This window comes from Pseudomonas sp. GM17 (assembly GCF_000282175.2).
GTDB lineage: Bacteria > Pseudomonadota > Gammaproteobacteria > Pseudomonadales > Pseudomonadaceae > Aquipseudomonas > Aquipseudomonas chlororaphis.
Window position 1 is genome coordinate 2294022 of record NZ_CP124732.1, and the last position, 21448, is coordinate 2315469.

A 21448-nucleotide genomic window follows, 5' to 3' on the forward strand; every position below is an offset into this window, starting at 1 on the left:
ACAGAGGCGATTACTGGATCAGGCCGAACTCTTTGGCCAGGGTCTTGTAGTCGGCCACCTGTTTCTTCACGTAGGCGTCCAGTTCCGGCCCGGTCATGGCGAACGGGAAGAGTTCGCGCTGGTCGCGCAGCTTGGCGAACTCTTCGGAAGCCAGCAGCTTGTCGAAGGCGTTTTTCCACCAGGCGTAGTCTTCGTCGCTGACCTTCGGCCCGAGGTAGAAGCCGCGCACCACTGGCCAGACGATGTCGTAGCCCTGCTCCTTGGCGGTCGGGATGTCCTTCATTTCCGGCTCGTCCAGGCGCTTGTCGGAGAACACCGCGAGCAGGCGCATGTCGCCGCTCTGGATGTGCGGCATGGAGTCGGAAATGTCGGTACTGCCGACCTGGATGTGCCCGCCCAGCAGCGCGGTGGCGATTTCGCCGCCGCCTTCCAGGGCCACGTAGCGCAGGTCGCGCGGGTTGATCCCGGCGGCCTTGGCGATCAGCGCGGTCTGCATCCAGTCCTGGCTGCCGACGGTGCCGCCGGAGCCGATCACCACCGAACTCGGGTCTTTCTTCAGCGCCTTGACCAGGTCGTCGAGGGTCTTGTACGGCGAGTCGCTCTTCACCGCGATGGCGCCATAGCTGGTGCCGACCGCGGCCAGCCAGCGCACCGCGCTTTCATCGAAGCGGCCGAACTTGCCCTGGGCCAGGTTCAGCAGCGAACCGCTGGACCAGGCCACCAGCGTGCCGGCGTCGGCAGGGCGCTGGGCCACCACCGCGTTGTAGGCCACCGCGCCGACACCGCCGGGCATGTAGGTCACGCGCATCGGCTTGGTCAGCAGCTTTTCGTTGACCAGCGCGCTCTGCGCCAGTTTGCAGGTCAGGTCGAAACCGCCGCCGGGGGAGGCCGGGGCGATGCATTCCGGGCGCTTGGGTTCGGCGCTGGCGGCGGCGAGCAGTTGACCGGCGAACAGCATACAGCCGGCGGCGAGGGCCAATTTACGCAGTGATGGGTTCATGCTTGTCTCCACAGGAGTTGTTGTTGTGTGTTGCATGCCAGGGGCCTTGGCAGGCGTGGCGCCTGCTCAAGGTCGGTCGATTACCAGAGCGCCAGGCTGTAGCTCACCAGCAGGCGCACTTCATCCGCATCGCGGGCCGAATAGTTGGAGCGGTAGGTGGCGTTGCGCAGGCGCACCGCGACGTCCTTGAAGGTGCCGCTTTGCACCACGTACTTGATCTCGGTGTTGCGTTCCCATTCCTTGCCGGTATCGCCGTTTTTCAGGGCGATGTTGTCACCGCTCAGGTAGCGGGTCATGAAGGTCAGGCCGGGATGCCGAGCTTGCCGAAGTCGTAGTCGTAGCGGGCTTGCCAGGAGCGTTCTTTGGCGCCGGCGAAGTCATTGATCTGCACGAAGTTGACCAGGTACGGGTCGGCCCCGTCGAGGTAGGGGAAGGCGCTGTCGCCGGACATGTGCTGGTAGCCGGCGCTGAGTTTATGCCCGTTCAGGGCGTAGCTCACCAGGCCGTTGAGGGATTTGTTGTCGATCTTGCCGCCGCGGGCCTGGCCCTGGTCGTCACTGACGGCGAAGCGCAGGTCCGTGGCGAAGGTGCCCGGGCCCATCGGCTGCGAGGCGAGCAGGCCGAAGAAGTGCTGGTTGTAGACCTCGGCGAGCTGGGCAAAGTGGTAGCTGCCGGTGATCTTGTCGGTGAACTTGTAGTCCAGGCCGCCGAAGTCGAAGTGCTTGCCGGCGACGGTGCCGGCGAAGCGGCTGTTCTTGTTGTTGAGGGCGATGTCTTCGAAGTCGGTGCTGTCGCGATCCTTGGCTTTCTCCAGGCGGCCGCCGGTGAAGGTCAGGTTCTTGATTTCCCTGGAGGTCAGCAGGCCGCCCTCGAAGGTCTGCGGCAGGATGCGCCCGTCGTTGGGCTTGATGGTCGGCAGTTCCGGGATCAGGCTGCCGATCTTCAGTTCTGTGGCGGAGACTTTCACTTTGCCGGTCAGGCCGACCTTGGAGTACTCGTCGGCGGCGCGCCCGTCGTCGTGGGTCGGCAGCAGGCCGGTGCCGGTGCGGTCGGGGCTGGAGTCGAGCTTGATGCCGAGCATGCCCAGCGCGTCGACGCCAAAGCCCACGGTGCCGTCGGTGTAGCCCGATTGCAGGTTGAGCATGAAGCCCTGGGCCCATTCGTCGCGCTTGGATTGCTGGGCACTGGTACCGCTGCGGAAATCGCGGTTGAAGTACATGTTGCGGGTTTCGAGGGTGGCGCTGCTGTCTTCGAAGAAGGCGGCCTGGCTGATCGGTGAGAAACCGGCAAGGGCGGCGGCGCTGGCGAGGGCGGTGTGGCTGAGACGGGAAAAACGAACAGGCTGGCAAGCCTGAGGCTGCATGGACAGCATCGTGTTGTACTCCGTTATTGTTCTTATTGGCGAAAACGCTTCGAGGCGTTTTTCGGGATGCCACCGGGGGTAGCCACGGAAGTCGAAACAATCCGTGACAGGACTCTAAAGGGCCAACCTTTCGCTAACCTTTCAGCAGGCTTTCACGGTTTTCGGGCTTCACAGCAGCGGTCCCGGCTGTAAACTCCGCGGCAATAAAAAGTGCCGTCGATCCCCTGAACGAGGTAGGAAATCCATGCGTGTGCTTCTCGTCGAAGACCACCTGCAGCTGGCTGAAAGTGTCGCCCAGGCGCTCAAGAGCACGGGTTTGACCGTGGATGTGCTGCACGACGGAGTCGCCGCGGACCTGGCCCTGGGCAGCGAGGATTACGCCATGGCGATCCTTGATGTGGGTCTGCCGCGCATGGATGGTTTCGAAGTGCTGGCGCGCCTGCGTGCCCGGGGCAAGAACCTGCCGGTGCTGATGCTGACCGCGCGCAGCGATGTCAAGGACCGGGTCCACGGCCTCAACCTGGGGGCGGACGACTACCTGGCCAAGCCCTTCGAACTGACCGAGCTGGAAGCACGGGTCAAGGCCCTGCTGCGGCGCAGCGTGCTCGGCGGTGAGCGGGTGCAGCGCTGCGGGGTGCTGGCCTACGACCTCGATACCCGGCGCTTTACCCTGGGTGAAGAGCTGCTGACCCTGACCTCCCGCGAGCAGGCGGTACTCGAGGCGCTGATCGCCCGGCCGGGTCGGGTCATGAGCAAGGAGCAACTGGCGTCCCAGGTGTTCGGCCTGGATGAAGAGGCCAGCCCGGACGCCATCGAAATCTATGTCCATCGCTTGCGCAAGAAACTCGACGGCCAGCCGGTGGCCATCGTCACCTTCCGCGGGCTTGGCTACCTGCTGGAAAGCCGCGATGCATAGGCCCAGCAGCCTGCGCTGGCGCCTGCTGTGGAACCTGGCGCTGCTGCTGGTGGTGCTGATGCTGGCCAGCGGCCTGAGTGCCTACTGGAACGGCCGCGAGGCGGCGGACACGGCTTACGATCGGACTTTGCTGGCCTCGGCCCGGACCATCGCTGCCGGTTTGTCCCAGCGTGACGGTGGCCTGAGCGCCAATGTGCCCTATGTCGCCCTCGATACCTTCGCCTACGACAGTGCCGGGCGGATCTATTACCAGGTCAACGATATCCATCAGAAGCTGATTTCTGGTTACGAAAACCTGCCCGGTCCGCCGCCGGGCACGCCGCGCACCGACGATTATCCGGCGCTGGCGCGGTTCTACGATGCTACTTACCAAGGGCAGAACGTCCGCGTGGTGAGCCTGCTCAAGGCGGTCAGCGAGCCGAACATGAACGGCATGGCGGAGATTCGCGTGGCGGAGACCGACGAGGCGCGGGTCCGCATGGCGCGCAGCCTGATGGCCGATACCCTGTTGCGCCTGGGCATGCTGGCCATCGGTGCGTTGTTGCTGGTGTGGTTCGCGGTCAGCGCCGCGTTGCGTCCGCTGGAGCGTTTGCGCAGCGCGGTGGAGGAGCGCCAGCCCGACGACTTGCGGCCTTTACCGCTGGTCGAGGTGCAACGCGAGTTGTGGCCCTTGGTGCGGGCGCTCAATCACTTCACCGAGCGACTGCGTGGCCAGTTCGAGCGTCAGGCGCAGTTCATCGCCGACGCCGCCCATGAATTACGCACCCCCCTGGCGGCGCTGAAGGCGCGCCTGGAATTGGGGCTGCGGGCCTCGGAGCCCGAGACCTGGCGCAATACCCTGGAAAGCGCCGCTCAGGGCACCGATCGCCTGACCCATCTGGCCAATCAACTGTTGTCCCTGGCGCGGATCGAAAACGGCGCCCGGGCGATTGCCGAGGGCGGCGCGCAATTGCTCGATCTCAGCCAGTTGGCCCGCGAGTTGGGCATGGCCATGGCGCCCTTGGCCCACGCCCGGGGTATCGCCCTGGCCCTGGAAGCCGACGAGCCGGTGTGGCTGCGCGGTGAACCAACCCTCTTGAACGAACTGCTGAGCAACCTGGTGGACAATGCCCTGGCCCACACCAAGCCGGGTGGAAACGTGATCCTGCGGGTCAGCGCGCCGGCGGTGCTGGAGGTGGAGGACGACGGCCCGGGGATTCCCCTGGAGGACCGCGACCGGGTATTCGAGCGCTTCTACCGACGCAACCCCATGTCGCCGGTTCCGGCCTGGGCCTGGCGATCGTCGGCGAAATCTGTCGTGCCCATCTGGCGCAGATCAGCCTGCACGATGGCGCGCAGGCGGGTCTGAAGGTGCGGGTGAGTTTTAACGCGGGCTAGAGGCTGTGGTGCAGGTTCAGTAGAGCATTGATTCAATAGAACATTGACTGCGACTCGGCCAGATCGCTGCACATTGCCTTGTTCTCGGGGTCGATCCCGAGTTTTTTGAAGGCTGGCACGCTGAGGATATCGATCTTCGCCAGTGGGTGGTCGGTGTCTTTGTGGCAATAGAGGCTGGCGATCTGCACCAGGTCGACGTAGTCCAGGCGCGCGGACTGGCGCTGGAAGTCCAGGTACTGCCCCGGCAGCTTGGCCAGCTGTTCCGGAAACTCCCAGACCTGCAGCAGCTTGTCGCCCAGCAACGGATGGATGTGCTCGATCACGTGGTTGAGGCTGACCGGGTCGGACAGCAGCTCATAGTGATCTTCCGCATAGGTCAGGATCGGCAGCACGCCGATCTGGTGCACCAGCCCGCCGAGGGCGGCCTGGTCGGGCTTCAACTGGGTATGGCTGCGGCACAGGGCATAACTGACTCCGGCCACTTCCAGGCTTTTGCGCCAGACGTCATGCATCTTTTGCGCGATCACCTCCGAGCGGGCATGGAAAATCTGCTCCATGACCAGGCCGATGGCCAGGTTGCTGCTGTAGTTCACGCCCAGCCGGGTAATCGCGGTGTGCAGGTCGGTGACTTCCTGGGTGGCGCGCAGCAGGGGGCTGTTGACCACTTTGATCAGGCGCGCCGACAGCGCCGTATCACGGCCAATCACTTTGCTCAGGGTACTGACGCTGATTTCCGGATCTTCAGCGGCCCGACGAATCTGCAGGGCCACTTCCGGTAGCGTTGGCAGAACCAGGTCATCGTTGTCGATGGCCTCAACCAAATCCTGTTGGACCTTTTCCGCCAGCTCACTCATTTCTGTTCTCTAGGGGTATTGCAGGAAGTTGCGGCAATCAGCGCTGGATTTCTCGATCGCGATCCAGCTGGTAAGGCAGGTCCAGCAGGTGCAGCCCGGGACCTTCGAGCGCGCCAAGATGGAGATTGCCATCCTCTGCAGCTTCGGCTTGCAGTACGGCCAGGAGTTCAATGTTTTGTTCGGCACGCGCGGCAATCACCACCTCACCGATGGCGCTGCCGTGGGTCGGGGAGAACAGCGGAGTGCCGGGTTCCGGCAATTCTTCGGCGTTCAAGGCCAGGCGGTAGAGGCGGCGCTTGAGTTTGCCCAGGTACTGCATGCGCGCGACGATTTCCTGGCCGGTATAGCAGCCTTTCTTGAAACTGACGCCGCCGATGGCCTGCAGATTGAGCATCTGCGGGATAAACAGCTCACGAGTGGCCGGCATGACCTGGCCGATGCCGGCGCGGATCTGGCCCAGCAACCATTGATTGAGGTCGCCTTCGGGCAGTTGCGCGGCCAGCTGTTCGCGCAGGACCTCAGCTTTATCTGCGGGGGCCCAGAGCTCGGTCCGGTCCGCTGAAACACGAATGGCGATCAGGCCGTCGTTGCGGGCGACCGCGCCGTCTTCCGGCGGCAGTTCCAGCCCGAGACCGGCCAGCAGGGTATCGGCGTTGCCCAGGCCGAAGCGCGCCCACAGGGCACTTTCATCGCTGAGCTTGGCCTTGGAAAACACGGCGTATTTTTTCAGGTCCGCCAGTTGCGGCTCCAGCAACTCGGTGGCCATGGCCAGCAGGCAGCCATCGCCTTCGAGCAGGATGCGAAAGCTCGATTGCATGCGGCCTTTCTGGGTGCAACGGGCGCCCAGGCTGGATTGGCTATCACTGAGGTAATTGAGATTGCAGGTCAGCTGGCCCTGAAGGAACTTGCTGGCATCGGGGCCGCGGACGGCGAGAACGCCCTCGTGGGACAGGGAGCAGAAAAAAGCGGAATCAGCCATGGGTCATCGCAGGGTAAAAAGTCTGGCGAACATCATAAGGGGGCGCCCTTGAAATGGGTAGTTCACAAAGGATGGGTGGTGACCGACCAAAGCCGACTGTTCTGGTGTCCGTCGGGCTGTATACTTGCGCTCTATTTGAGGAGCGCTCCATGGTCGAAGATGTTGAATTGAACCGCCTCTACTGGCACAGCCGCCGCGGCATGCTGGAACTGGACGTGTTGCTGGTGCCGTTCGTGAAAGAAGTCTATCCGCATCTGAACGATGTTGATCGTGCCTGCTACGTCAGGCTGCTCGAATGCGAAGATCAGGACATGTTCGGCTGGTTCATGGAGCGCTCCGAATCCGAAGATCCCGAGCTGCAACGCATGGTCCGCATGATCCTGGATCGTGTCCAACCCAAGTAACGCCTTCGAATGCCGCTGGCAGCCTTCCAGGCAATTGCTGGCGGCCTATCTCTTGGCCCAGCTGTTCGCGCTGGGCGCCTTGCTGATGCTCGATATTCCACTTTGGGCCCGTCTGCTCGGGGTTCTGCTGTGCCTGGGCCACGGAGTCTGGGCGTTGCCGCGGCGGATTTTGCTGAATCATCCCTCGGCCTTCAGCGGTCTGCGTCGTAATGCCGATGGCTGGCAGTTGTGGTGCGCCGGGCAGGGCTGGCGGCCGGTGCAACTGCAGCCTGACAGCCTGGCGCTGCCGCTGCTGGTGGTGTTGCGTTTTCGCCTGCCGGGCGAGCGCTGGGTGAGGTCGGTCTGTGTGCCACGGGACGCGCAGGCGGCCGATGTGCATCGGCGCCTGCGCGTGCGGCTCAAGTTCAGTCGCCGTAGGTGGGCGGCACCAGAATAGTGTCCAGTGCCTCGGGCAGCAGGTTCGGGTAATCGAGGGTGTAGTGCAGGCCCCGGCTTTCCTTGCGCTCCATGGCTGAACGAATCATCAGCTCGGCGACCTGGGCCAGGTTGCGCAACTCGATCAGGTCGCGGCTGACCTTGTAGTTGCTGTAGAACTCATCGATTTCGTCCAGCAGCAGACGGACCCGGTGCTGAGCCCGTTGCAGGCGCTTGTTGGTGCGTACGATGCCGACATAGTCCCACATGAATCGCCGCAGTTCGTCCCAGTTGTGCGCAATGATCACGTCTTCGTCGGAGTCGGTGACCTGGCTAGCGTCCCAGACGGGCAGGGCGATCGGAATGGCGATCTGCGGCAGTTGTTCGAGAATGTCGGCTGCCGCGGAACGGGCATAGACGAAGCATTCCAGCAGTGAGTTGCTGGCCATGCGGTTGGCACCGTGCAGGCCGGTAAAACTGGTTTCGCCAATGGCATACAGGCCCGGAACGTCGGTGCGGCCCTGCTGGTCGACCATCACCCCGCCGCAGGTGTAATGCGCGGCTGGTACCACCGGGATCGGCTGTTTGGTGATATCGATGGAGAATTCCAGGCAGCGCTCGTACACGGTCGGGAAGTGGCTTTTGATAAAGGCTTCCGGTTTGTGGCTGATGTCCAGGTACACGCAATCGATACCCAGGCGCTTCATTTCATGGTCGATGGCCCGGGCGACGATATCCCGTGGTGCCAGTTCGGCACGCGGGTCGAAACGCGGCATGAAGCGTTCGCCGTTGGGCAGCTTCAGGTGCGCGCCCTCGCCGCGCAGAGCTTCGGTGATCAGGAAACTCTTGGCCTGCGGATGGTAGAGGCAGGTCGGGTGGAACTGGTTGAACTCCAGGTTGGCCACCCGGCAGCCCGAACGCCAGGCCATGGCGATGCCATCGCCACAGGCTCCATCGGGGTTGCTGGTATAGAGGTAGACCTTGGCGGCACCGCCGGAAGCGAGGATGACAAAACGCGCACCGTAGGTATCGACCTCGCCAGTGGCGCGGTTGAGTACGTAAGCGCCGAGGCAGCGATCGCCTTCCAGTCCCAGGCGCTTTTCGGTAATCAGATCGACGGCGACCCGCTGTTCCAGCAGTTCGATATTCGGGCGTTGCCGGGCCTGCTCCAGCAATGTAGTGAAGATGGCCGCGCCGGTGGCATCGGCGGCATGGATGATGCGGCGATGGCTGTGACCGCCTTCGCGGGTCAGGTGAAATTCGAAACCGCCGTCTTCATTGCCCGATTGCTCGTCACGGGTGAAGGGCACGCCCTGATCGATCAGCCACTGGATCGCCTCGCGGCTGTGTTCGACGGTAAACCGCACGGCGTCTTCATGGCACAGGCCGCCGCCGGCATTGAGGGTGTCGTCGACGTGGGATTCGACGGTATCGGTGTCGTCCAGCACTGCCGCGACGCCACCCTGAGCCCAATAGGTCGAGCCATTGGCGAGATCGCCCTTGCTCAATACGGCAATACGCAGATGACCAGGCAAGGTCAGCGCAAGGCTTAAACCGGCAGCGCCGCTGCCTATCACCAGAACATCGTGTTGAAACTGTTGGCTCATTGGAAGATTCCGCTCAAAAGCGACCCGGGTCGGGGTTGGCGCAAGACGCCTGGATCGGCGAGTCAAAGCAGCCATGCAGCCCACTAGTATATAGAGGGGGGGATCGGCACAATAGCGGTGCCTTCGTGGCATTATGAAATTATGAGGGCGAGAAAAGCGGTCTTGCGAGGCAGTGATGGGTGGCTCGATTTTTCAGTCAAATCGGGGAGCTGGCGACTGTATCGAAGATGTAGCAACCTTTTTCTCTTCATGGTTACACAATGTTCGCTCCGTACGGCTATAAAGATTGGGAACTTTTGACACGGCCCCAAACTCAATAGAAGGTTGCCTGATAGAAGGGACAGCGTCGGTTTTATGCAGGACTTGTGTCGTGGTCATGCAGCTCAATTCGACGACAGGATTATTCGCGCAGCCGGCCTTGCCCGCGCTGCGTTTTTCGTGCGTGCCAAATCAGAGCCCGCAGGAAACTTGCTTGGAGGGGGAGAACTTTTGCGAAAAGCCCGAGTCTATGTTTGCAAGCCTGATCGTTTAGTTATGCAAGCCTCCTCCGAGCTTATCGAGGAGTGTTCATGCTAACCCAGGAAGAGGATCAGCAGCTGGTCGAGCGCGTTCAGCGCGGCGACAAGCGAGCTTTCGATCTGCTAGTGCTGAAATACCAGCACAAAATTCTCGGGTTGATCGTGCGTTTTGTGCACGACACCCATGAAGCCCAGGATGTTGCACAAGAAGCCTTTATCAAGGCTTACCGTGCGCTTGGTAATTTCCGCGGTGACAGTGCGTTTTATACGTGGCTGTATCGTATCGCCATCAACACGGCGAAAAACTATCTGGTTTCGCGCGGCCGCCGGCCGCCGGATAGCGATGTCAGTTCCGAGGATGCGGAGTTCTACGATGGCGATCATGGCCTCAAGGATCTCGAATCGCCGGAGCGCGCATTGCTGCGGGATGAGATCGAAGGCACCGTCCATCGAACCATTCAGCAACTGCCAGAAGATTTGCGTACGGCTTTAACTTTACGTGAATTCGATGGTCTGAGTTACGAGGACATTGCCAGCGTCATGCAGTGTCCGGTGGGTACCGTGCGCTCCCGGATTTTCCGCGCTCGGGAAGCCATCGACAAAGCCCTGCAGCCGTTGTTGCAGGAAACCTGAGACAGCGGCGACAGCCAAGAGAGGAACCGCCATGAGTCGTGAAGCCCTGCAGGAATCGCTGTCCGCGGTGATGGATAACGAAGCGGACGAACTGGAATTACGTCGGGTATTGAATGCCGTCGACGAAGTGGAAACCCGTGAGACCTGGGCTCGTTACCAGATCGCCCGGGCGGCCATGCACAAGGAATTGCTGCTTCCGCGTCTGGACATCGCCGCGGCTGTTTCTGCTGCGCTGGCTGACGAAGCCGTACCGGCCAAGGCCACTCGTGGTCCATGGCGTAGCCTGGGTCGCCTGGCTGTTGCCGCATCGGTGACCGTTGCCGTATTGGCGGGTGTTCGCCTGTACAACCAGGATGAGATCGCTGGTGTCGAACTGGCACAGCAATCGAACCAGCCAACCCTGGCCGCTCCTCAAGTAAAAGGCCCAGCTGTATTGGCCGGCTACAATGAGAGTTCGGAAGCCCCTGGCCCTATGGCCAACGGCGTATTGCAAGGTCAGCCAGGCTGGCACGATCAGCGTCTGCCAAGCTACCTGCGTCAGCATGCTCAACAAGCTGCACTGAAGGGCACTGAAAGCGCTCTGCCTTATGCTCGTGCGGCGAGCCTGGAAAACCGTTAAGGAGGATCATGCGCGCCATCCCTCTACTCTCGCTTCTGCTCAGTGGCTGGTTCATTGTTCCAGCCCACGCCGACGAAGCTCAGGATTGGTTGAAACGTCTTGGGCAAGCCGAACAGCAGCAAAGCTTTCAGGGTACTTTCGTCTACGAGCGTAATGGTAGTTTTTCTACCCATAACATCTGGCATCGCGTCCAGGATGGCCAGGTCCGCGAGCGACTGATTCAGCTCGACGGTTCCGCTCAAGAGGTTGTGCGTGTTGATGGGCGTACCCAATGTGTCAGCGGTACGCTGGTGGCTGGACTCGGGGACGCCCCCAACTCTTCGGCCCACTCACTCGATCCAGAAAAACTCAAGAATTGGTACGACCTTGCCGTCATCGGCAAGTCGCGTGTGGCTGGGCGCTCCGCGGTCATTGTTTCCCTGACCCCGCGGGACCAGCACCGTTATGGTTTTGAATTGCATCTGGACCGCGAGACGGGCCTGCCGCTGAAATCGCTGCTGTTGAACGATAAGGGGCAGTTGCTCGAGCGCTTCCAGTTCACTCGCCTGGATACGGCGGATGTGCCGAAGGACAGCGAGCTGCAGGCCAGCGCCGAATGCAAGGCCGTGGCCCTGGACAGCGACAAGGCCTCCGCGGTGAAGGCTGCGCAGGCCTGGCATTCCGACTGGCTGCCGCCAGGCTTCGAGTTGACCAGCAGCAGTGCGCGTAAAGATCCCGACACCAAGACCATGGTCAACAGCCTGATGTATGACGATGGCCTGGCCCGCTTCTCGGTGTTCCTCGAACCGCTCAATGGCGCGACGGTGACCGACACCCGCACTCAACTGGGTCCGACCGTGGCGGTATCCCGACGCCTGACCACGCCTGAAGGCGAAATGATGGTAACGGTGGTGGGTGAGATACCTATCGGTACCGCCGAACGGATCGCCTTGTCGATGCGTACCGACGCCGCTGCGCCCAAGGCGCAGTGAGAGTACAGCCCCAGGTGTTCATCGAGCGTTAATGTTGGTTGTGTAAGAGGTCTGCAATGCCAGCTCTGCAATCGAGATATCTAAATGTTCGGTGAACATTTTCATTTGCAAAACCCCCTGTTTTTTCTTATAGGTCAGAGCCACTAGGTTCTGGCCTTGTTTGTCGTTTCCGGGACAAAAGTACTGCGCGAGTCGCCTGGTATTTCTTGTCCCTATCGCTTAACCACGCTCGTTGTAATGGGAGCCGTATGTCGATACCACGTTTGAAATCCTATCTCTCCATTTTCGCTACTGTGCTGGTGCTCGGTCAGGCCGTTACCGCGCAGGCGGCGGACTTGCCTGACTTCACACAACTGGTCGAGCAGGCGTCGCCTGCAGTGGTCAACATCAGTACCACGCAGAAGCTCCCGGACCGCAAGGTTTCCGCCCAGATGCCTGACCTCGAAGGTCTGCCGCCGATGCTGCGCGAGTTTTTCGAGCGTGGCATGCCGCCGCAGCCGCGTTCGCCACGGGGTGATCGCCAGCGTGAAGCCCAGTCCCTGGGTTCTGGTTTCATCATTTCGTCGGACGGTTACATCCTGACCAACAATCATGTGATTGCCGATGCGGATGAAATCCTTGTCCGCCTGGCCGACCGCAGCGAATTGAAAGCCAAGCTGATTGGCACCGATCCACGCTCCGACGTGGCGTTGCTGAAGATCGACGGCAAGGACCTGCCGGTGCTGAAGCTGGGCAAATCCCAGGACCTGAAGGCCGGCCAGTGGGTAGTGGCTATCGGTTCGCCGTTTGGTTTCGATCACACCGTCACCCAGGGCATCGTCAGTGCCATCGGTCGTAGCCTGCCGAACGAAAACTATGTGCCGTTCATCCAGACCGACGTGCCGATCAACCCGGGTAACTCCGGTGGTCCGCTGTTCAACCTGGCCGGTGAAGTGGTGGGTATCAACTCGCAGATCTACACCCGTTCCGGAGGTTTCATGGGTGTGTCCTTCGCTATCCCGATCGATGTCGCCATGGACGTTTCCAACCAGCTGAAAGCCGGTGGCAAAGTCAGCCGCGGCTGGCTGGGCGTGGTTATCCAGGAAGTGAACAAAGACCTGGCGGAGTCCTTCGGCCTGGAGAAGCCGGCCGGTGCGCTGGTGGCCCAGATCCAGGACGACGGCCCGGCGGCCAAGGGCGGCCTGCAGGTGGGTGATGTGATCCTGAGCATGAACGGTCAACCGATCATCATGTCGGCGGACCTGCCGCATCTGGTCGGTGCCCTCAAGGCGGGTGCGAAAGCCAATTTGGAAGTGATTCGTGACGGCAAGCGCAAGAACGTCGAATTGACCGTTGGTGCGATTCCGGACGAAGACAAGGCCCTGGACGCCATTGGCAAGTCCGGTGCCGAGCGCAGCAGCAACCGTCTGGGCGTGGCGGTGGTCGAGCTGACCGATGAGCAGAAGAAAACCTACGACCTCAAGGGCGGTGTGGTGATCAAGGAAGTTCAGGATGGTCCAGCCGCGCTGATCGGCCTGCAGCCGGGCGACGTGATCACTCACCTGAACAATCAGGCGATCACTTCGACCAAGAACTTCACTGAAATCGCCCAGGCGCTGCCGAAGAACCGTTCGGTATCGATGCGGGTTCTGCGTCAGGGACGTGCCAGCTTCATTACCTTCAAGCTGGCCGAGTAATCCGTGTAGCGGATTGATCGTGCAATAAAAAGCCCGCCTCGAAAGAGGCGGGCTTTTTTTGTGGGCGCCGGTTGGGCTCAGCGCATCATGTCCTTGACCATCTGCTCCTGGTCCATCAGCTCACGCTGACGTGCATCGATCCGTGAAGACAGGGGGAAGTTGCTGCCGGCGCGACGTTTGGCGAAATCCAGCTGCTGGATCGCCTGGCGATAGTCGCCGACCAGGGCAAAGTATTCGGCCCGCGCCTGATGCAGGCCGATGATATTGCCCGACAGGCCACGGGTTTCCGCCACCGAGTACCAGACGTCCGGATCGTCGGAGCGGGTCTTGAGCAGGCTTTCCAGGGCCTTTTCGGCGTCTGCCGGGCGATTCTGCTTGAGCAGCAGGTCGACCCTGACCTGGTTCAGTGGGTAGTTGCCCGGATACTGCGCAAGCATTTTATCCACCCGGGCCTGGGCGTCGGAAAAGCGGCTGGTGGCGGTATCCAGATCGATCTGGGCCAGGTTGTAAGTGATGTCGTTAGGTTGCTTGGCTAGCAGCTGCTTGAGGTTTTCCCGGGCATCGTTGAACTGGCTGCCCTTGATCTGGGCGATGGCGAGGCCGTAGCGGGCGATGTCGTTTTTCGGGTTTTCGTCGAGCTGGGCGCGGAAACGCTTGGCACCCATGCCAGGGGACTCTTCGTAGATCAGCTGTACTCGTGCGCGAATCAGTTGGTAACGCAGGCTGTCTTCCTTGCCGCCGGCCTTGGCCTGTTCGGCGCGGTTGCGGGTGTCGGCGATCCGCGATTCGGTGACCGGGTGAGTCAGCAGGAACTCCGGCGGCTTGGCGTCGAAACGGTACTGGCGCATCAGGCGCTCGAACATGGTCGGCATGGAGCGCGGGTCATAACCGGCCTTTTCCAGGTTGAGGATGCCGATGCGGTCGGCTTCCTGCTCGTTCTGCCGGGAGAAGCGCCGTTGTTCCTGGATGGCCGCGGCCTGGGTGCCGGCAATGGCGGCGATCCCGGCGTCGCCACCGCCCGCCGCGGCGATCACGATCCCGGCCAGCAGGGCGGCCATCATCGGCACCTGCATGCGTTGCGAAGCCTCGACGCCACGGGCGAAGTGGCGTTGCGACAAGTGCGCCAGTTCGTGAGCCAGCACCGAGGCATATTCGCCTTCGGTCTGGGCGTTGAGGAACAGTCCACCGTTGACCCCGACAATCCCGCCAGGAGCGGCAAACGCGTTGAGCTGCGGGCTGTTGATCAGGATGAACTCGAGACGTCGGTCGTTGACCTGGCTGGTCTCGACCAGTTTGTAGACGCTGGTTTCGACGTAGTCCTTGAGTTGCGGGTCGTTGAGTTGCGAAACCTGGCTGCGCAGCAACGCCAGCCAGGCGCGGCCCAGTTGGTGTTCCTGTTGGGGCGAGACAATGGCAGAGCTGGCGTCACCGAGTGATGGCAGGTCGTCGGCGAAGCCTGGTGAGGCGAGCAGGCAAGCGAGCGTCAGCAGGGTAGGGCGCAAAAAAGTCATGCACAAAGCCTTAGTCGACAAAGAGTCTACTGTAGCCGGACACCAGGCCTTGGACCAGATATTCTAGGCATCTCGACGACCCTCCCGGAGTGACGCAATGACTGATGCTGTAGCCCACGACGCCGAGCTCGATGCCAGCGGACTGAACTGCCCGCTGCCGCTGCTCAAGGCCAAGATGGAACTCAATCGCCTGGCCAGCGGCGCGGTGCTCAAGGTGATCGCCACGGATGCCGGCTCCCAGCGCGACTTTCGCACCTTTGCCCGTTTGGCCGGTCATACCCTGCTTCGCGAGGAAGACGAGGCCGGGGTCTATCGTTACTGGCTGAAGAAGGCCTGAACCGCCCCGGAAATCATCGCGCCTCTGTCTAAGGATCATTGATGTTCAAAGTGTTACGCGACTGGATTCAGCGCTACTTCTCCGATGAAGAGGCCGTGGTACTGGCCGTTCTGTTGTTCCTGGCCTTCACCGCGGTGCTGACCCTGGGCGGCATGCTCGCGCCGGTGTTGGCGGGGATGGTGCTGGCCTATCTGATGCAGGGGCTGGTGCTCACGCTGGAACGCTGGCGTTTGCCTGGCGGGGCGGCGGTGGGTCTGGTCTTCGCTCTGTTCATGGGGCTGCTACTGGTGTTCATCGTGGTCGTCGTGCCGCTGTTGTGGCACCAGTTGATTACCTTGTTCAACGAGCTGCCGGGAATGCTCGCCAAGTGGCAATCGTTGCTTCTGTTGTTGCCGGAGCGTTATCCGCACCTGGTGTCCGACGAACAGGTGCTGCAGGCGATCGAGGTGGCACGCGGCGAGATCGGCAAGTTCGGCCAGTGGGCGCTGACCTTCTCGCTGTCCAGCCTGCCGCTGCTGGTCAACATCATGATCTATCTGGTGCTGGTGCCGATCCTGGTGTTTTTCTTCCTCAAGGACCGGGCGATGATCAGCCAGTGGGTGCGCGGTTACCTGCCGCGCGAGCGGGCCCTGATCACCCGGGTGGCCCAGGAGATGAACCGGCAGATCGCCAATTACATTCGTGGCAAGGTGATCGAGATCGTCATTTGCGGCGGGGTGACCTACATCGCCTTCGTGGCCCTGGGGCTGAACTACGCGGCCCTGCTGGCGCTGCTGGTGGGGATTTCGGTGGTGGTGCCCTACGTCGGGGCGGTGGTGGTGACCGTGCCGGTGGCGCTGATTGCCTTGTTCCAGTGGGGCTGGAGCGACCAGTTCATCTATCTGATGGCGGTCTACGGGATCATTCAGACCCTGGATGGCAACGTGCTGGTGCCGCTGCTGTTCTCCGAGGCGGTGAACCTGCATCCGGTGGCGATCATCTGTGCAGTACTGTTGTTTGGCGGGCTGTGGGGCTTCTGGGGGGTGTTTTTCGCGATTCCCCTGGCCACCCTGTTCAAGGCGGTACTGGATGCCTGGCCGCGCAAGGAGCCGGTCGTGGCGCCCTTGCTCTAGAGCGGCCCTGCTCTGGAAATGAAAAGGGGGCGGCTGAATCAGCCGCCCCCCTTTTTTTAATCGGTTACCTTTTAGTCGGCTACCACGCTCAGGCCTTGTTCAGCGCCTGCGCAGCAGCCAGTACCGCATCCACGTGGCCTGGCACTTTCACGCCACGCCATTCCTGGCGCAGCACTCCATTTTTGTCGATCAGGAAGGTGCTGCGATCGACGCCCATGTATTCCTTGCCGTAGAGCTTCTTCAGCTTGATCACGTCGAACAGCTGGCAGACGGCTTCGTCCTTGTCGCTGATCAGCTCGAAGGGGAATTCCTGCTTGCACTTGAAGTTCTCATGGGACTTCAGGCCATCGCGGGAGACGCCGAACACCTCGGTGTTGGCGGCCTTGAACGCGGCGTATTGATCGCGAAAGCCCTGGCCCTCGGTGGTGCAACCCGGGGTGCTGTCCTTGGGGTAGAAGTAGATCACCACCTGCTTGCCCTTGAGCGCGGCCAGGCTGACGGTCTGACCGCTGGTGGCCGGGGCTTCGAAATGGGCAACAGGTTGGTCGATGGCAACGGCCATTGGGGCTTCCTTACATTGGGTTCTGTGGGCGCCAGGGTTCGATCAGCGCATCGAGATTCATTGCGTCGGCGAAGTCCAGGAACTGATCGCGCAGCCAACTGATCTGGGTGCCGGCCGGCAAGGTCACGGTAAAGGTGGCGTTGAGCATGGTGCCGCCGGTCTGCGGGGCCTGATAGGTATCGCAGGTCAGGTTTTCCAGCTCGACATGGTGGTCGATGAAGAACTGGCACAGTTCATTGACGATGTCCGGGCGGTAGGCGGCGCTGACGTAAGCCACATAAGGCAGGGCCTGCGGGCGGTTTTCCAGGGCCGCGCTGCGCACCACGTTGACAGTGAAGGCGTATTTCTTCGCCAGCGACGGCAGGCCGGCCTCCAGGCGCGCCAGGGCATCCCAGCTGCCGGAAACCTCCAGGACCAGCGCGCTGCACTCGCCATGGCGGGTCAGGCGGGAGGTCACCACGGCGCAGCGGTTTTCATGGCTGGCGCGGCACAGGACGTTGGTCAGCTCCATGGGGTTGGCGCCGAGGGCACTGATGACAAGGAATTGTTCGCGGACTGTGGGGGTGGACATGCAGCATTCCTAAAGCGATGAGCGGTCGATACTTTTGCAGGCTCGAGTACTGGGTAAACATCCGGATGCGGTTTCAGAAGCCCTGAACCGCCAGGTTGCGACGAGCTCCATAAAAGGCGAGAGCGAAGGGCGGCAACGCAGGATTGGGGCTTCGGATGCCGAAAAGGGAGGCTGGAACCCGGCGTACAAGCTTAGCAGTACCGATCAAAGCCTGAAGGGTAGCGAAATACATCGCTCAGGGGAATGCTCGCAGCGCGGTACTTCGCTTGTGCAAGCATCTTGGCGCCAGTACCATTACCGCTCTCTTTTTCCGGCAGGAGCGGTTGCATGATTGCGGGCAGTATGGTGGCACTGGTCACACCCATGGATGCACAGGGTCGTCTCGACTGGGACAGCCTGAGCAAACTGGTGGACTTCCACCTGCAAGAGGGCACCAACGCCATTGTGGCGGTCGGCACTACAGGTGAGTCGGCTACCCTCGATGTGAACGAACACATCGAAGTGATTCGTCGCGTGGTCGCTCAGGTTGCAGGGCGTATCCCGGTGATCGCCGGTACCGGCGCGAACTCGACGCGCGAAGCGATCGAGCTGACCACCAACGCGAAGATCGCCGGTGCCGACGCTTGCCTGCTGGTGACCCCTTATTACAACAAGCCGACGCAAGAAGGCCTGTATCAGCATTTCCGTGCCATCGCCGAAGCCGTCGATATCTCGCAGATCCTCTATAACGTGCCGGGCCGCACCGCTTGCGACATGCAGGCCGAGACCGTGATTCGCCTGTCGACCGTGCCGAACATCATCGGCATCAAGGAAGCCACCGGTGACCTGCAGCGCGCCAAGGACATCCTGGCTGGCGTGAGCAGCGACTTCCTGGTGTACTCCGGCGACGACGCAACCGCCGTCGAACTGATCCTGCTGGGTGGCAAGGGCAATATTTCGGTGACCGCCAACGTGGCGCCAAAAGCCATGAGCGAGATGTGCGCCGCCGCGATGCGTGGCGATGCCGCCACCGCCCGGGCGATCCACGAGAAGCTGATGCCGCTCAACAAGACTCTGTTTATCGAATCCAACCCTATTCCCGTGAAATGGGCCCTGTGCGAGATGGGCTTGATGGCGAACGGTATCCGTCTGCCGCTCACCTGGCTCAGTGCTGCCTGTCACGAACCGCTGCGGCAGGCCATGCGCCAGTCCGGCGTATTGGTTTAATTGAGGAAGTACTACGCATGAAGCGATTGGCCGGACTTTCCGCACTTGCCTTGATTATCTCCAGCACCAGTGGCTGCGGTTGGATTTGGGGGCCGGAAGGCTACTTCCGTGACCGCGGCAGCGATTACCTGCAAGCGCAACAGACCGCACCGATGCAACTGCCGTCGGATGTCAGCACCTCCAAGCGCCTCGATCCGCTGCTGCCGATCCCGCGCAACGTGGCTGACGACACCGTCAAGGGTGAATACATCGTGCCGCGTCCGCAGCCGTTGGGCTCGGTGGCCGATGCCAGCGATTACACTCTGCAGAAGAGCGGCGATGCGCGTTGGGTCATGGCTCAGCACGCCCCGGCCGAAGTCTGGCCGGTGGCCATGCAGTTCTTCCAGGACAACGGTTTCCGTATTGACGAGCAACGTCCGCAAACCGGCGAGTTCACCACCGCCTGGCAGCGTTCCGACGAACTCTCCGCATCCATGGCCAAGCGCCTGGGCAGCGTAGGTTCGGCCGATAACGAAACCCGCGTGCGGGTGCGTATCGAGCCAGGCGTGCAGCGCAATACCAGTGAAGTCTACGTGGTCAGCGCCGAACGTCCTGTCGGCAGCACCTCCAACGTCGATTTCACCAACCGCTCGGTCAACACCAGCCTGGATGCCGCGCTGGTCGACGAAATGCTCGCCAGCATGAGCCGCAGCGCCGAGAAGGGCGGTTCGGTCTCCCTGCTGGCCGCGCGTGATTTCGATACCCCTAGCCGTGTCAGCCTCACCGAAGACGGCAGCGGCAACGTGGTGCTCAACCTCGGCGAAGACCTCGACCGCGCCTGGTCGAGCGTCGGCCGTGCCCTGGAACAGGGCGAGTGGCGCGTTGAAGACATCAACCGCAGCCTGGGCCTGTACTACATCAACCTGGCGGAAAAAGCCGAGAAGAAAAACGACGAGCCGGGCTTCTTCGGCAAGTTGTTCGGCAGCGCACCGGCCAAGGAAGAAATCGAGGCCCGCGCCGAGCGTTATCAGGTTCGCCTGAGCAAGGTGGGCGACAACGTCCAGGTCACCGTCGAGAAAGACATCAACACCGTTGCTCCGCCTGAAGTGGCGCGTAAGGTCTTGACTGTGATTCAGGACAACCTGGGCTGATCCGATGCGTTTCGCCGTTCTCGGCAGTGGTAGTCAAGGGAATGGCACGCTGATAGCCAGTGACGACACCTACGTCCTGGTGGATTGTGGTTTCTCCTTGCGCGAAACCGAGCGGCGCCTGCTGCGCCTGGGGGTAGCCCCCGCGCAGCTGAGCGCGATTCTGGTAACCCACGAACATGCCGACCACGTGCATGGCGTGGGTTTGCTGTCTCGGCGCTACAATTTACCGGTCTACCTCAGTCGCGGCACGTTGCGCGGGATGCGCAAACCGGTGGACGCCGCGGGTTTTCTCGCCGGGGGCGAGACGCTTCAGGTCGGTGCCTTGAGCATCGACGTGACCCGCGTCGCCCACGATGCGCTGGAACCTGTGCAGTACGTGTTCAGTGACGGCCGGCGGCGTTTTGGCCTGCTGACCGACCTGGGTTCCTATTGCGACACGGTGATCGACCGCTATCGCGGGCTGGATGCCTTGATGATCGAGGCCAATCACTGCCGCGATATGCTGGCCCGAGGTTACTACCCGTATTTCCTCAAGCAGCGGGTCGGTGGGGAAATGGGACATTTGAACAACCATCAGGCTGCAAGCCTGGTGGCCGAGTTGGGCTGGCAGGACCTGCAGCATCTGGTACTGGCCCATCTCAGCAGCAAGAACAACCTGCCGCAGCTGGCCCGGCAATGTTTTGTCGACACCCTCGGGTGCGACCCGGACTGGCTGCAACTGGCCGATCAAGATTCAGGGCTCGACTGGCGACACATCGCCTAGCCCACCTACTTAGCAAGCGGAGCCCATCATGGAAAAACGTGAAGAACTCTACCGTGGCAAAGCCAAATCGGTTTACAAGACCGACGACGCCGACCGCCTGGTCCTGCTGTTTCGCAACGACACCTCGGCGTTCGACGGCAAGCGTATCGAGCAGCTCGATCGCAAAGGCATGGTGAACAACAAGTTCAACGCCTTCATCATGCAGAAACTCGAAGAGGCCGGCGTGCCGACCCAATTCGACAAGCTGCTGGGCGACAACGAGTGCCTGGTGAAGAAGCTGGACATGATTCCGGTCGAGTGCGTCGTGCGTAACTACGCCGCCGGTAGCCTGGTCAAGCGCCTGGGTGTGGAAGAGGGCCTGAAGCTCAACCCTTATACCTTCGAACTGTTCCTGAAGGACGACGCCAAGGGCGACCCGTTCATCAACGAATCCCACGTCGTGGCCTTCGGTTGGGGCACCGCCGAGCAACTGGCACGCATGAAAGAACTGTCGCTCAAGGTCAACGAAGTCCTGAGCAAGCTGTTCGACGATGCCGGCCTGCTGCTGGTGGACTTCAAGCTGGAGTTCGGCGTATTCCACGGCCAGATCGTCCTGGGCGACGAGTTCAGCCCGGATGGCTGCCGCCTGTGGGACAAGGAAACCCGCAAGAAGATGGACAAGGACCGCTTCCGTCAGGGGCTCGGTGATGTGATCGAAGCCTACGAAGAAGTCGCAAACCGTCTGGGCGTACCGCTGTAATCGACGCAACCGACTGATAGCACGGAAAAAATTTGCTCGAGGGGCTTCGCTTCGGGCAAAGGTGCTGTTATGATGCGCGCCGTTGGAGAGATGCCAGAGTGGCCGAATGGGACGGATTCGAAATCCGTTGTACCTTCGCGGGTACCTAGGGTTCGAATCCCTATCTCTCCGCCATTATTGAAGTAG

The 21448-nt window shown here is 61.5% G+C and carries 20 protein-coding genes, 1 tRNA gene and 2 pseudogenes; 15 read left to right on the forward strand and 8 right to left on the reverse strand.

The genetic code is table 11. The annotated features are described in order from the left end of the window. Window positions 1–10: 10 nt before the first annotated feature. Both PMI20_RS10380 and PMI20_RS10385 read right to left on the reverse strand, forming a co-directional pair. Window positions 11–1000: a Bug family tripartite tricarboxylate transporter substrate binding protein gene (locus PMI20_RS10380; RefSeq protein ID WP_007930216.1), complete on the reverse strand. Its 990-nt coding sequence runs from the start codon at window positions 998–1000 to the stop codon at window positions 11–13. Window positions 1001–1080: 80 nt separating this feature from the next. Further along, a pseudogene (locus PMI20_RS10385) lies at window positions 1081–2372 on the reverse strand (OprD family porin). 235 nt (window positions 2373–2607) lie between these two features. On the opposite strand from PMI20_RS10385, the gene tctD reads away from it, so the two are divergent. Together tctD and tctE are read left to right on the forward strand one after the other, a co-directional pair. Beyond that, complete coding sequence (gene tctD / locus PMI20_RS10390) at window positions 2608–3279, forward strand: two-component system response regulator TctD (RefSeq protein WP_007930220.1); 672 nt, start codon at window positions 2608–2610, stop codon at window positions 3277–3279. Continuing rightward, window positions 3272–4656 (forward strand): annotated as a pseudogene (gene tctE, locus PMI20_RS10395) (two-component system sensor histidine kinase TctE). The gene tctD and the pseudogene tctE overlap by 8 nt, the downstream one beginning before the upstream one ends. A gap of 32 nt (window positions 4657–4688) precedes the next feature. On the opposite strand, the gene PMI20_RS10400 reads toward tctE, so the two are convergent. Together PMI20_RS10400 and ygfZ are read right to left on the reverse strand one after the other, a co-directional pair. Beyond that, window positions 4689–5510 carry an HDOD domain-containing protein gene (locus PMI20_RS10400; protein ID WP_007930224.1) on the reverse strand — a complete coding sequence of 274 codons (822 nt, stop codon included), beginning with the start codon at window positions 5508–5510 and terminating at the stop codon, window positions 4689–4691. Between the two features lie 37 nt (window positions 5511–5547). Further along, entirely contained in the window at window positions 5548–6489 is a 942-nt protein-coding gene (gene ygfZ / locus PMI20_RS10405; protein ID WP_007930226.1) for a CAF17-like 4Fe-4S cluster assembly/insertion protein YgfZ, read from the reverse strand. A 149-nt stretch (window positions 6490–6638) separates the two neighbouring features. Between ygfZ and PMI20_RS10410 the strand changes: the two genes are divergently transcribed. After that, the gene (locus tag PMI20_RS10410) at window positions 6639–6893 is read left to right on the forward strand and encodes an FAD assembly factor SdhE (RefSeq protein WP_007930227.1); all 255 of its coding nucleotides are present in this window, start codon (window positions 6639–6641) and stop codon (window positions 6891–6893) included. Beyond that, complete coding sequence (locus PMI20_RS10415; protein ID WP_007930228.1) at window positions 6877–7329, forward strand: protein YgfX; 453 nt, start codon at window positions 6877–6879, stop codon at window positions 7327–7329. The genes PMI20_RS10410 and PMI20_RS10415 overlap by 17 nt, the downstream gene beginning before the upstream one ends. Here PMI20_RS10415 and nadB read toward each other — a convergent pair. Beyond that, window positions 7298–8914 carry an L-aspartate oxidase gene (gene nadB, locus PMI20_RS10420; RefSeq protein WP_007930229.1) on the reverse strand — a complete coding sequence of 539 codons (1617 nt, stop codon included), beginning with the start codon at window positions 8912–8914 and terminating at the stop codon, window positions 7298–7300. The genes PMI20_RS10415 and nadB overlap by 32 nt on opposite strands. A gap of 569 nt (window positions 8915–9483) precedes the next feature. On the opposite strand from nadB, the gene rpoE reads away from it, so the two are divergent. The 4 genes from rpoE (at window position 9484) to PMI20_RS10440 (ending at window position 13331) form a co-directional block, all read left to right on the forward strand. After that, entirely contained in the window at window positions 9484–10065 is a 582-nt protein-coding gene (gene rpoE / locus PMI20_RS10425) for an RNA polymerase sigma factor RpoE/AlgU (protein WP_007930230.1), read from the forward strand. Window positions 10066–10096: 31 nt separating this feature from the next. Then, window positions 10097–10684 carry a sigma-E factor negative regulatory protein gene (locus PMI20_RS10430; RefSeq protein ID WP_007930231.1) on the forward strand — a complete coding sequence of 196 codons (588 nt, stop codon included), beginning with the start codon at window positions 10097–10099 and terminating at the stop codon, window positions 10682–10684. A gap of 8 nt (window positions 10685–10692) precedes the next feature. After that, window positions 10693–11655 carry a MucB/RseB C-terminal domain-containing protein gene (locus PMI20_RS10435; protein WP_007930232.1) on the forward strand — a complete coding sequence of 321 codons (963 nt, stop codon included), beginning with the start codon at window positions 10693–10695 and terminating at the stop codon, window positions 11653–11655. A gap of 248 nt (window positions 11656–11903) precedes the next feature. Continuing rightward, window positions 11904–13331: a DegQ family serine endoprotease gene (locus PMI20_RS10440; RefSeq protein ID WP_007930233.1), complete on the forward strand. Its 1428-nt coding sequence runs from the start codon at window positions 11904–11906 to the stop codon at window positions 13329–13331. 77 nt (window positions 13332–13408) lie between these two features. Here PMI20_RS10440 and PMI20_RS10445 read toward each other — a convergent pair whose 3' ends face one another. Next, window positions 13409–14842: a M48 family metalloprotease gene (locus PMI20_RS10445; protein ID WP_007930234.1), complete on the reverse strand. Its 1434-nt coding sequence runs from the start codon at window positions 14840–14842 to the stop codon at window positions 13409–13411. A 97-nt stretch (window positions 14843–14939) separates the two neighbouring features. Here PMI20_RS10445 and PMI20_RS10450 point away from each other — a divergent pair, with 97 nt between their 5' ends. Together PMI20_RS10450 and PMI20_RS10455 are read left to right on the forward strand one after the other, a co-directional pair. Then, window positions 14940–15179 carry a sulfurtransferase TusA family protein gene (locus tag PMI20_RS10450; protein ID WP_007930235.1) on the forward strand — a complete coding sequence of 80 codons (240 nt, stop codon included), beginning with the start codon at window positions 14940–14942 and terminating at the stop codon, window positions 15177–15179. Between the two features lie 41 nt (window positions 15180–15220). Then, the gene (locus PMI20_RS10455) at window positions 15221–16291 is read left to right on the forward strand and encodes an AI-2E family transporter (RefSeq protein WP_007930236.1); all 1071 of its coding nucleotides are present in this window, start codon (window positions 15221–15223) and stop codon (window positions 16289–16291) included. Window positions 16292–16379: 88 nt separating this feature from the next. On the opposite strand, the gene PMI20_RS10460 is transcribed toward PMI20_RS10455, so the two are convergent. Then, on the reverse strand, window positions 16380–16853 hold the full coding sequence (locus PMI20_RS10460; RefSeq protein ID WP_007930237.1) for a peroxiredoxin: 474 nt from the start codon (window positions 16851–16853) through the stop codon (window positions 16380–16382). A 10-nt stretch (window positions 16854–16863) separates the two neighbouring features. Then, entirely contained in the window at window positions 16864–17424 is a 561-nt protein-coding gene (locus tag PMI20_RS10465; RefSeq protein WP_007930238.1) for a glycine cleavage system transcriptional repressor, read from the reverse strand. A gap of 327 nt (window positions 17425–17751) precedes the next feature. On the opposite strand from PMI20_RS10465, the gene dapA reads away from it, so the two are divergent. From dapA to PMI20_RS10490, 5 genes are all read left to right on the forward strand, one after another. After that, window positions 17752–18630 carry a 4-hydroxy-tetrahydrodipicolinate synthase gene (gene dapA / locus PMI20_RS10470; RefSeq protein ID WP_007930239.1) on the forward strand — a complete coding sequence of 293 codons (879 nt, stop codon included), beginning with the start codon at window positions 17752–17754 and terminating at the stop codon, window positions 18628–18630. A gap of 17 nt (window positions 18631–18647) precedes the next feature. Beyond that, a complete protein-coding gene (gene bamC / locus PMI20_RS10475) occupies window positions 18648–19760 on the forward strand; it encodes an NlpB/DapX family lipoprotein (RefSeq protein ID WP_007930240.1) in 1113 nt (370 codons plus the stop codon). A 4-nt stretch (window positions 19761–19764) separates the two neighbouring features. Next, on the forward strand, window positions 19765–20523 hold the full coding sequence (locus PMI20_RS10480) for an MBL fold metallo-hydrolase (protein WP_007930241.1): 759 nt from the start codon (window positions 19765–19767) through the stop codon (window positions 20521–20523). A gap of 28 nt (window positions 20524–20551) precedes the next feature. Next, window positions 20552–21262 (forward strand): phosphoribosylaminoimidazolesuccinocarboxamide synthase, encoded by a 711-nt coding sequence (gene purC / locus PMI20_RS10485; protein ID WP_007930242.1) that lies wholly within the window; start codon window positions 20552–20554, stop codon window positions 21260–21262. An 84-nt stretch (window positions 21263–21346) separates the two neighbouring features. Continuing rightward, window positions 21347–21436: transfer RNA gene (locus PMI20_RS10490), tRNA-Ser, on the forward strand. The last annotated feature ends 12 nt before the right edge of the window (window positions 21437–21448 follow it).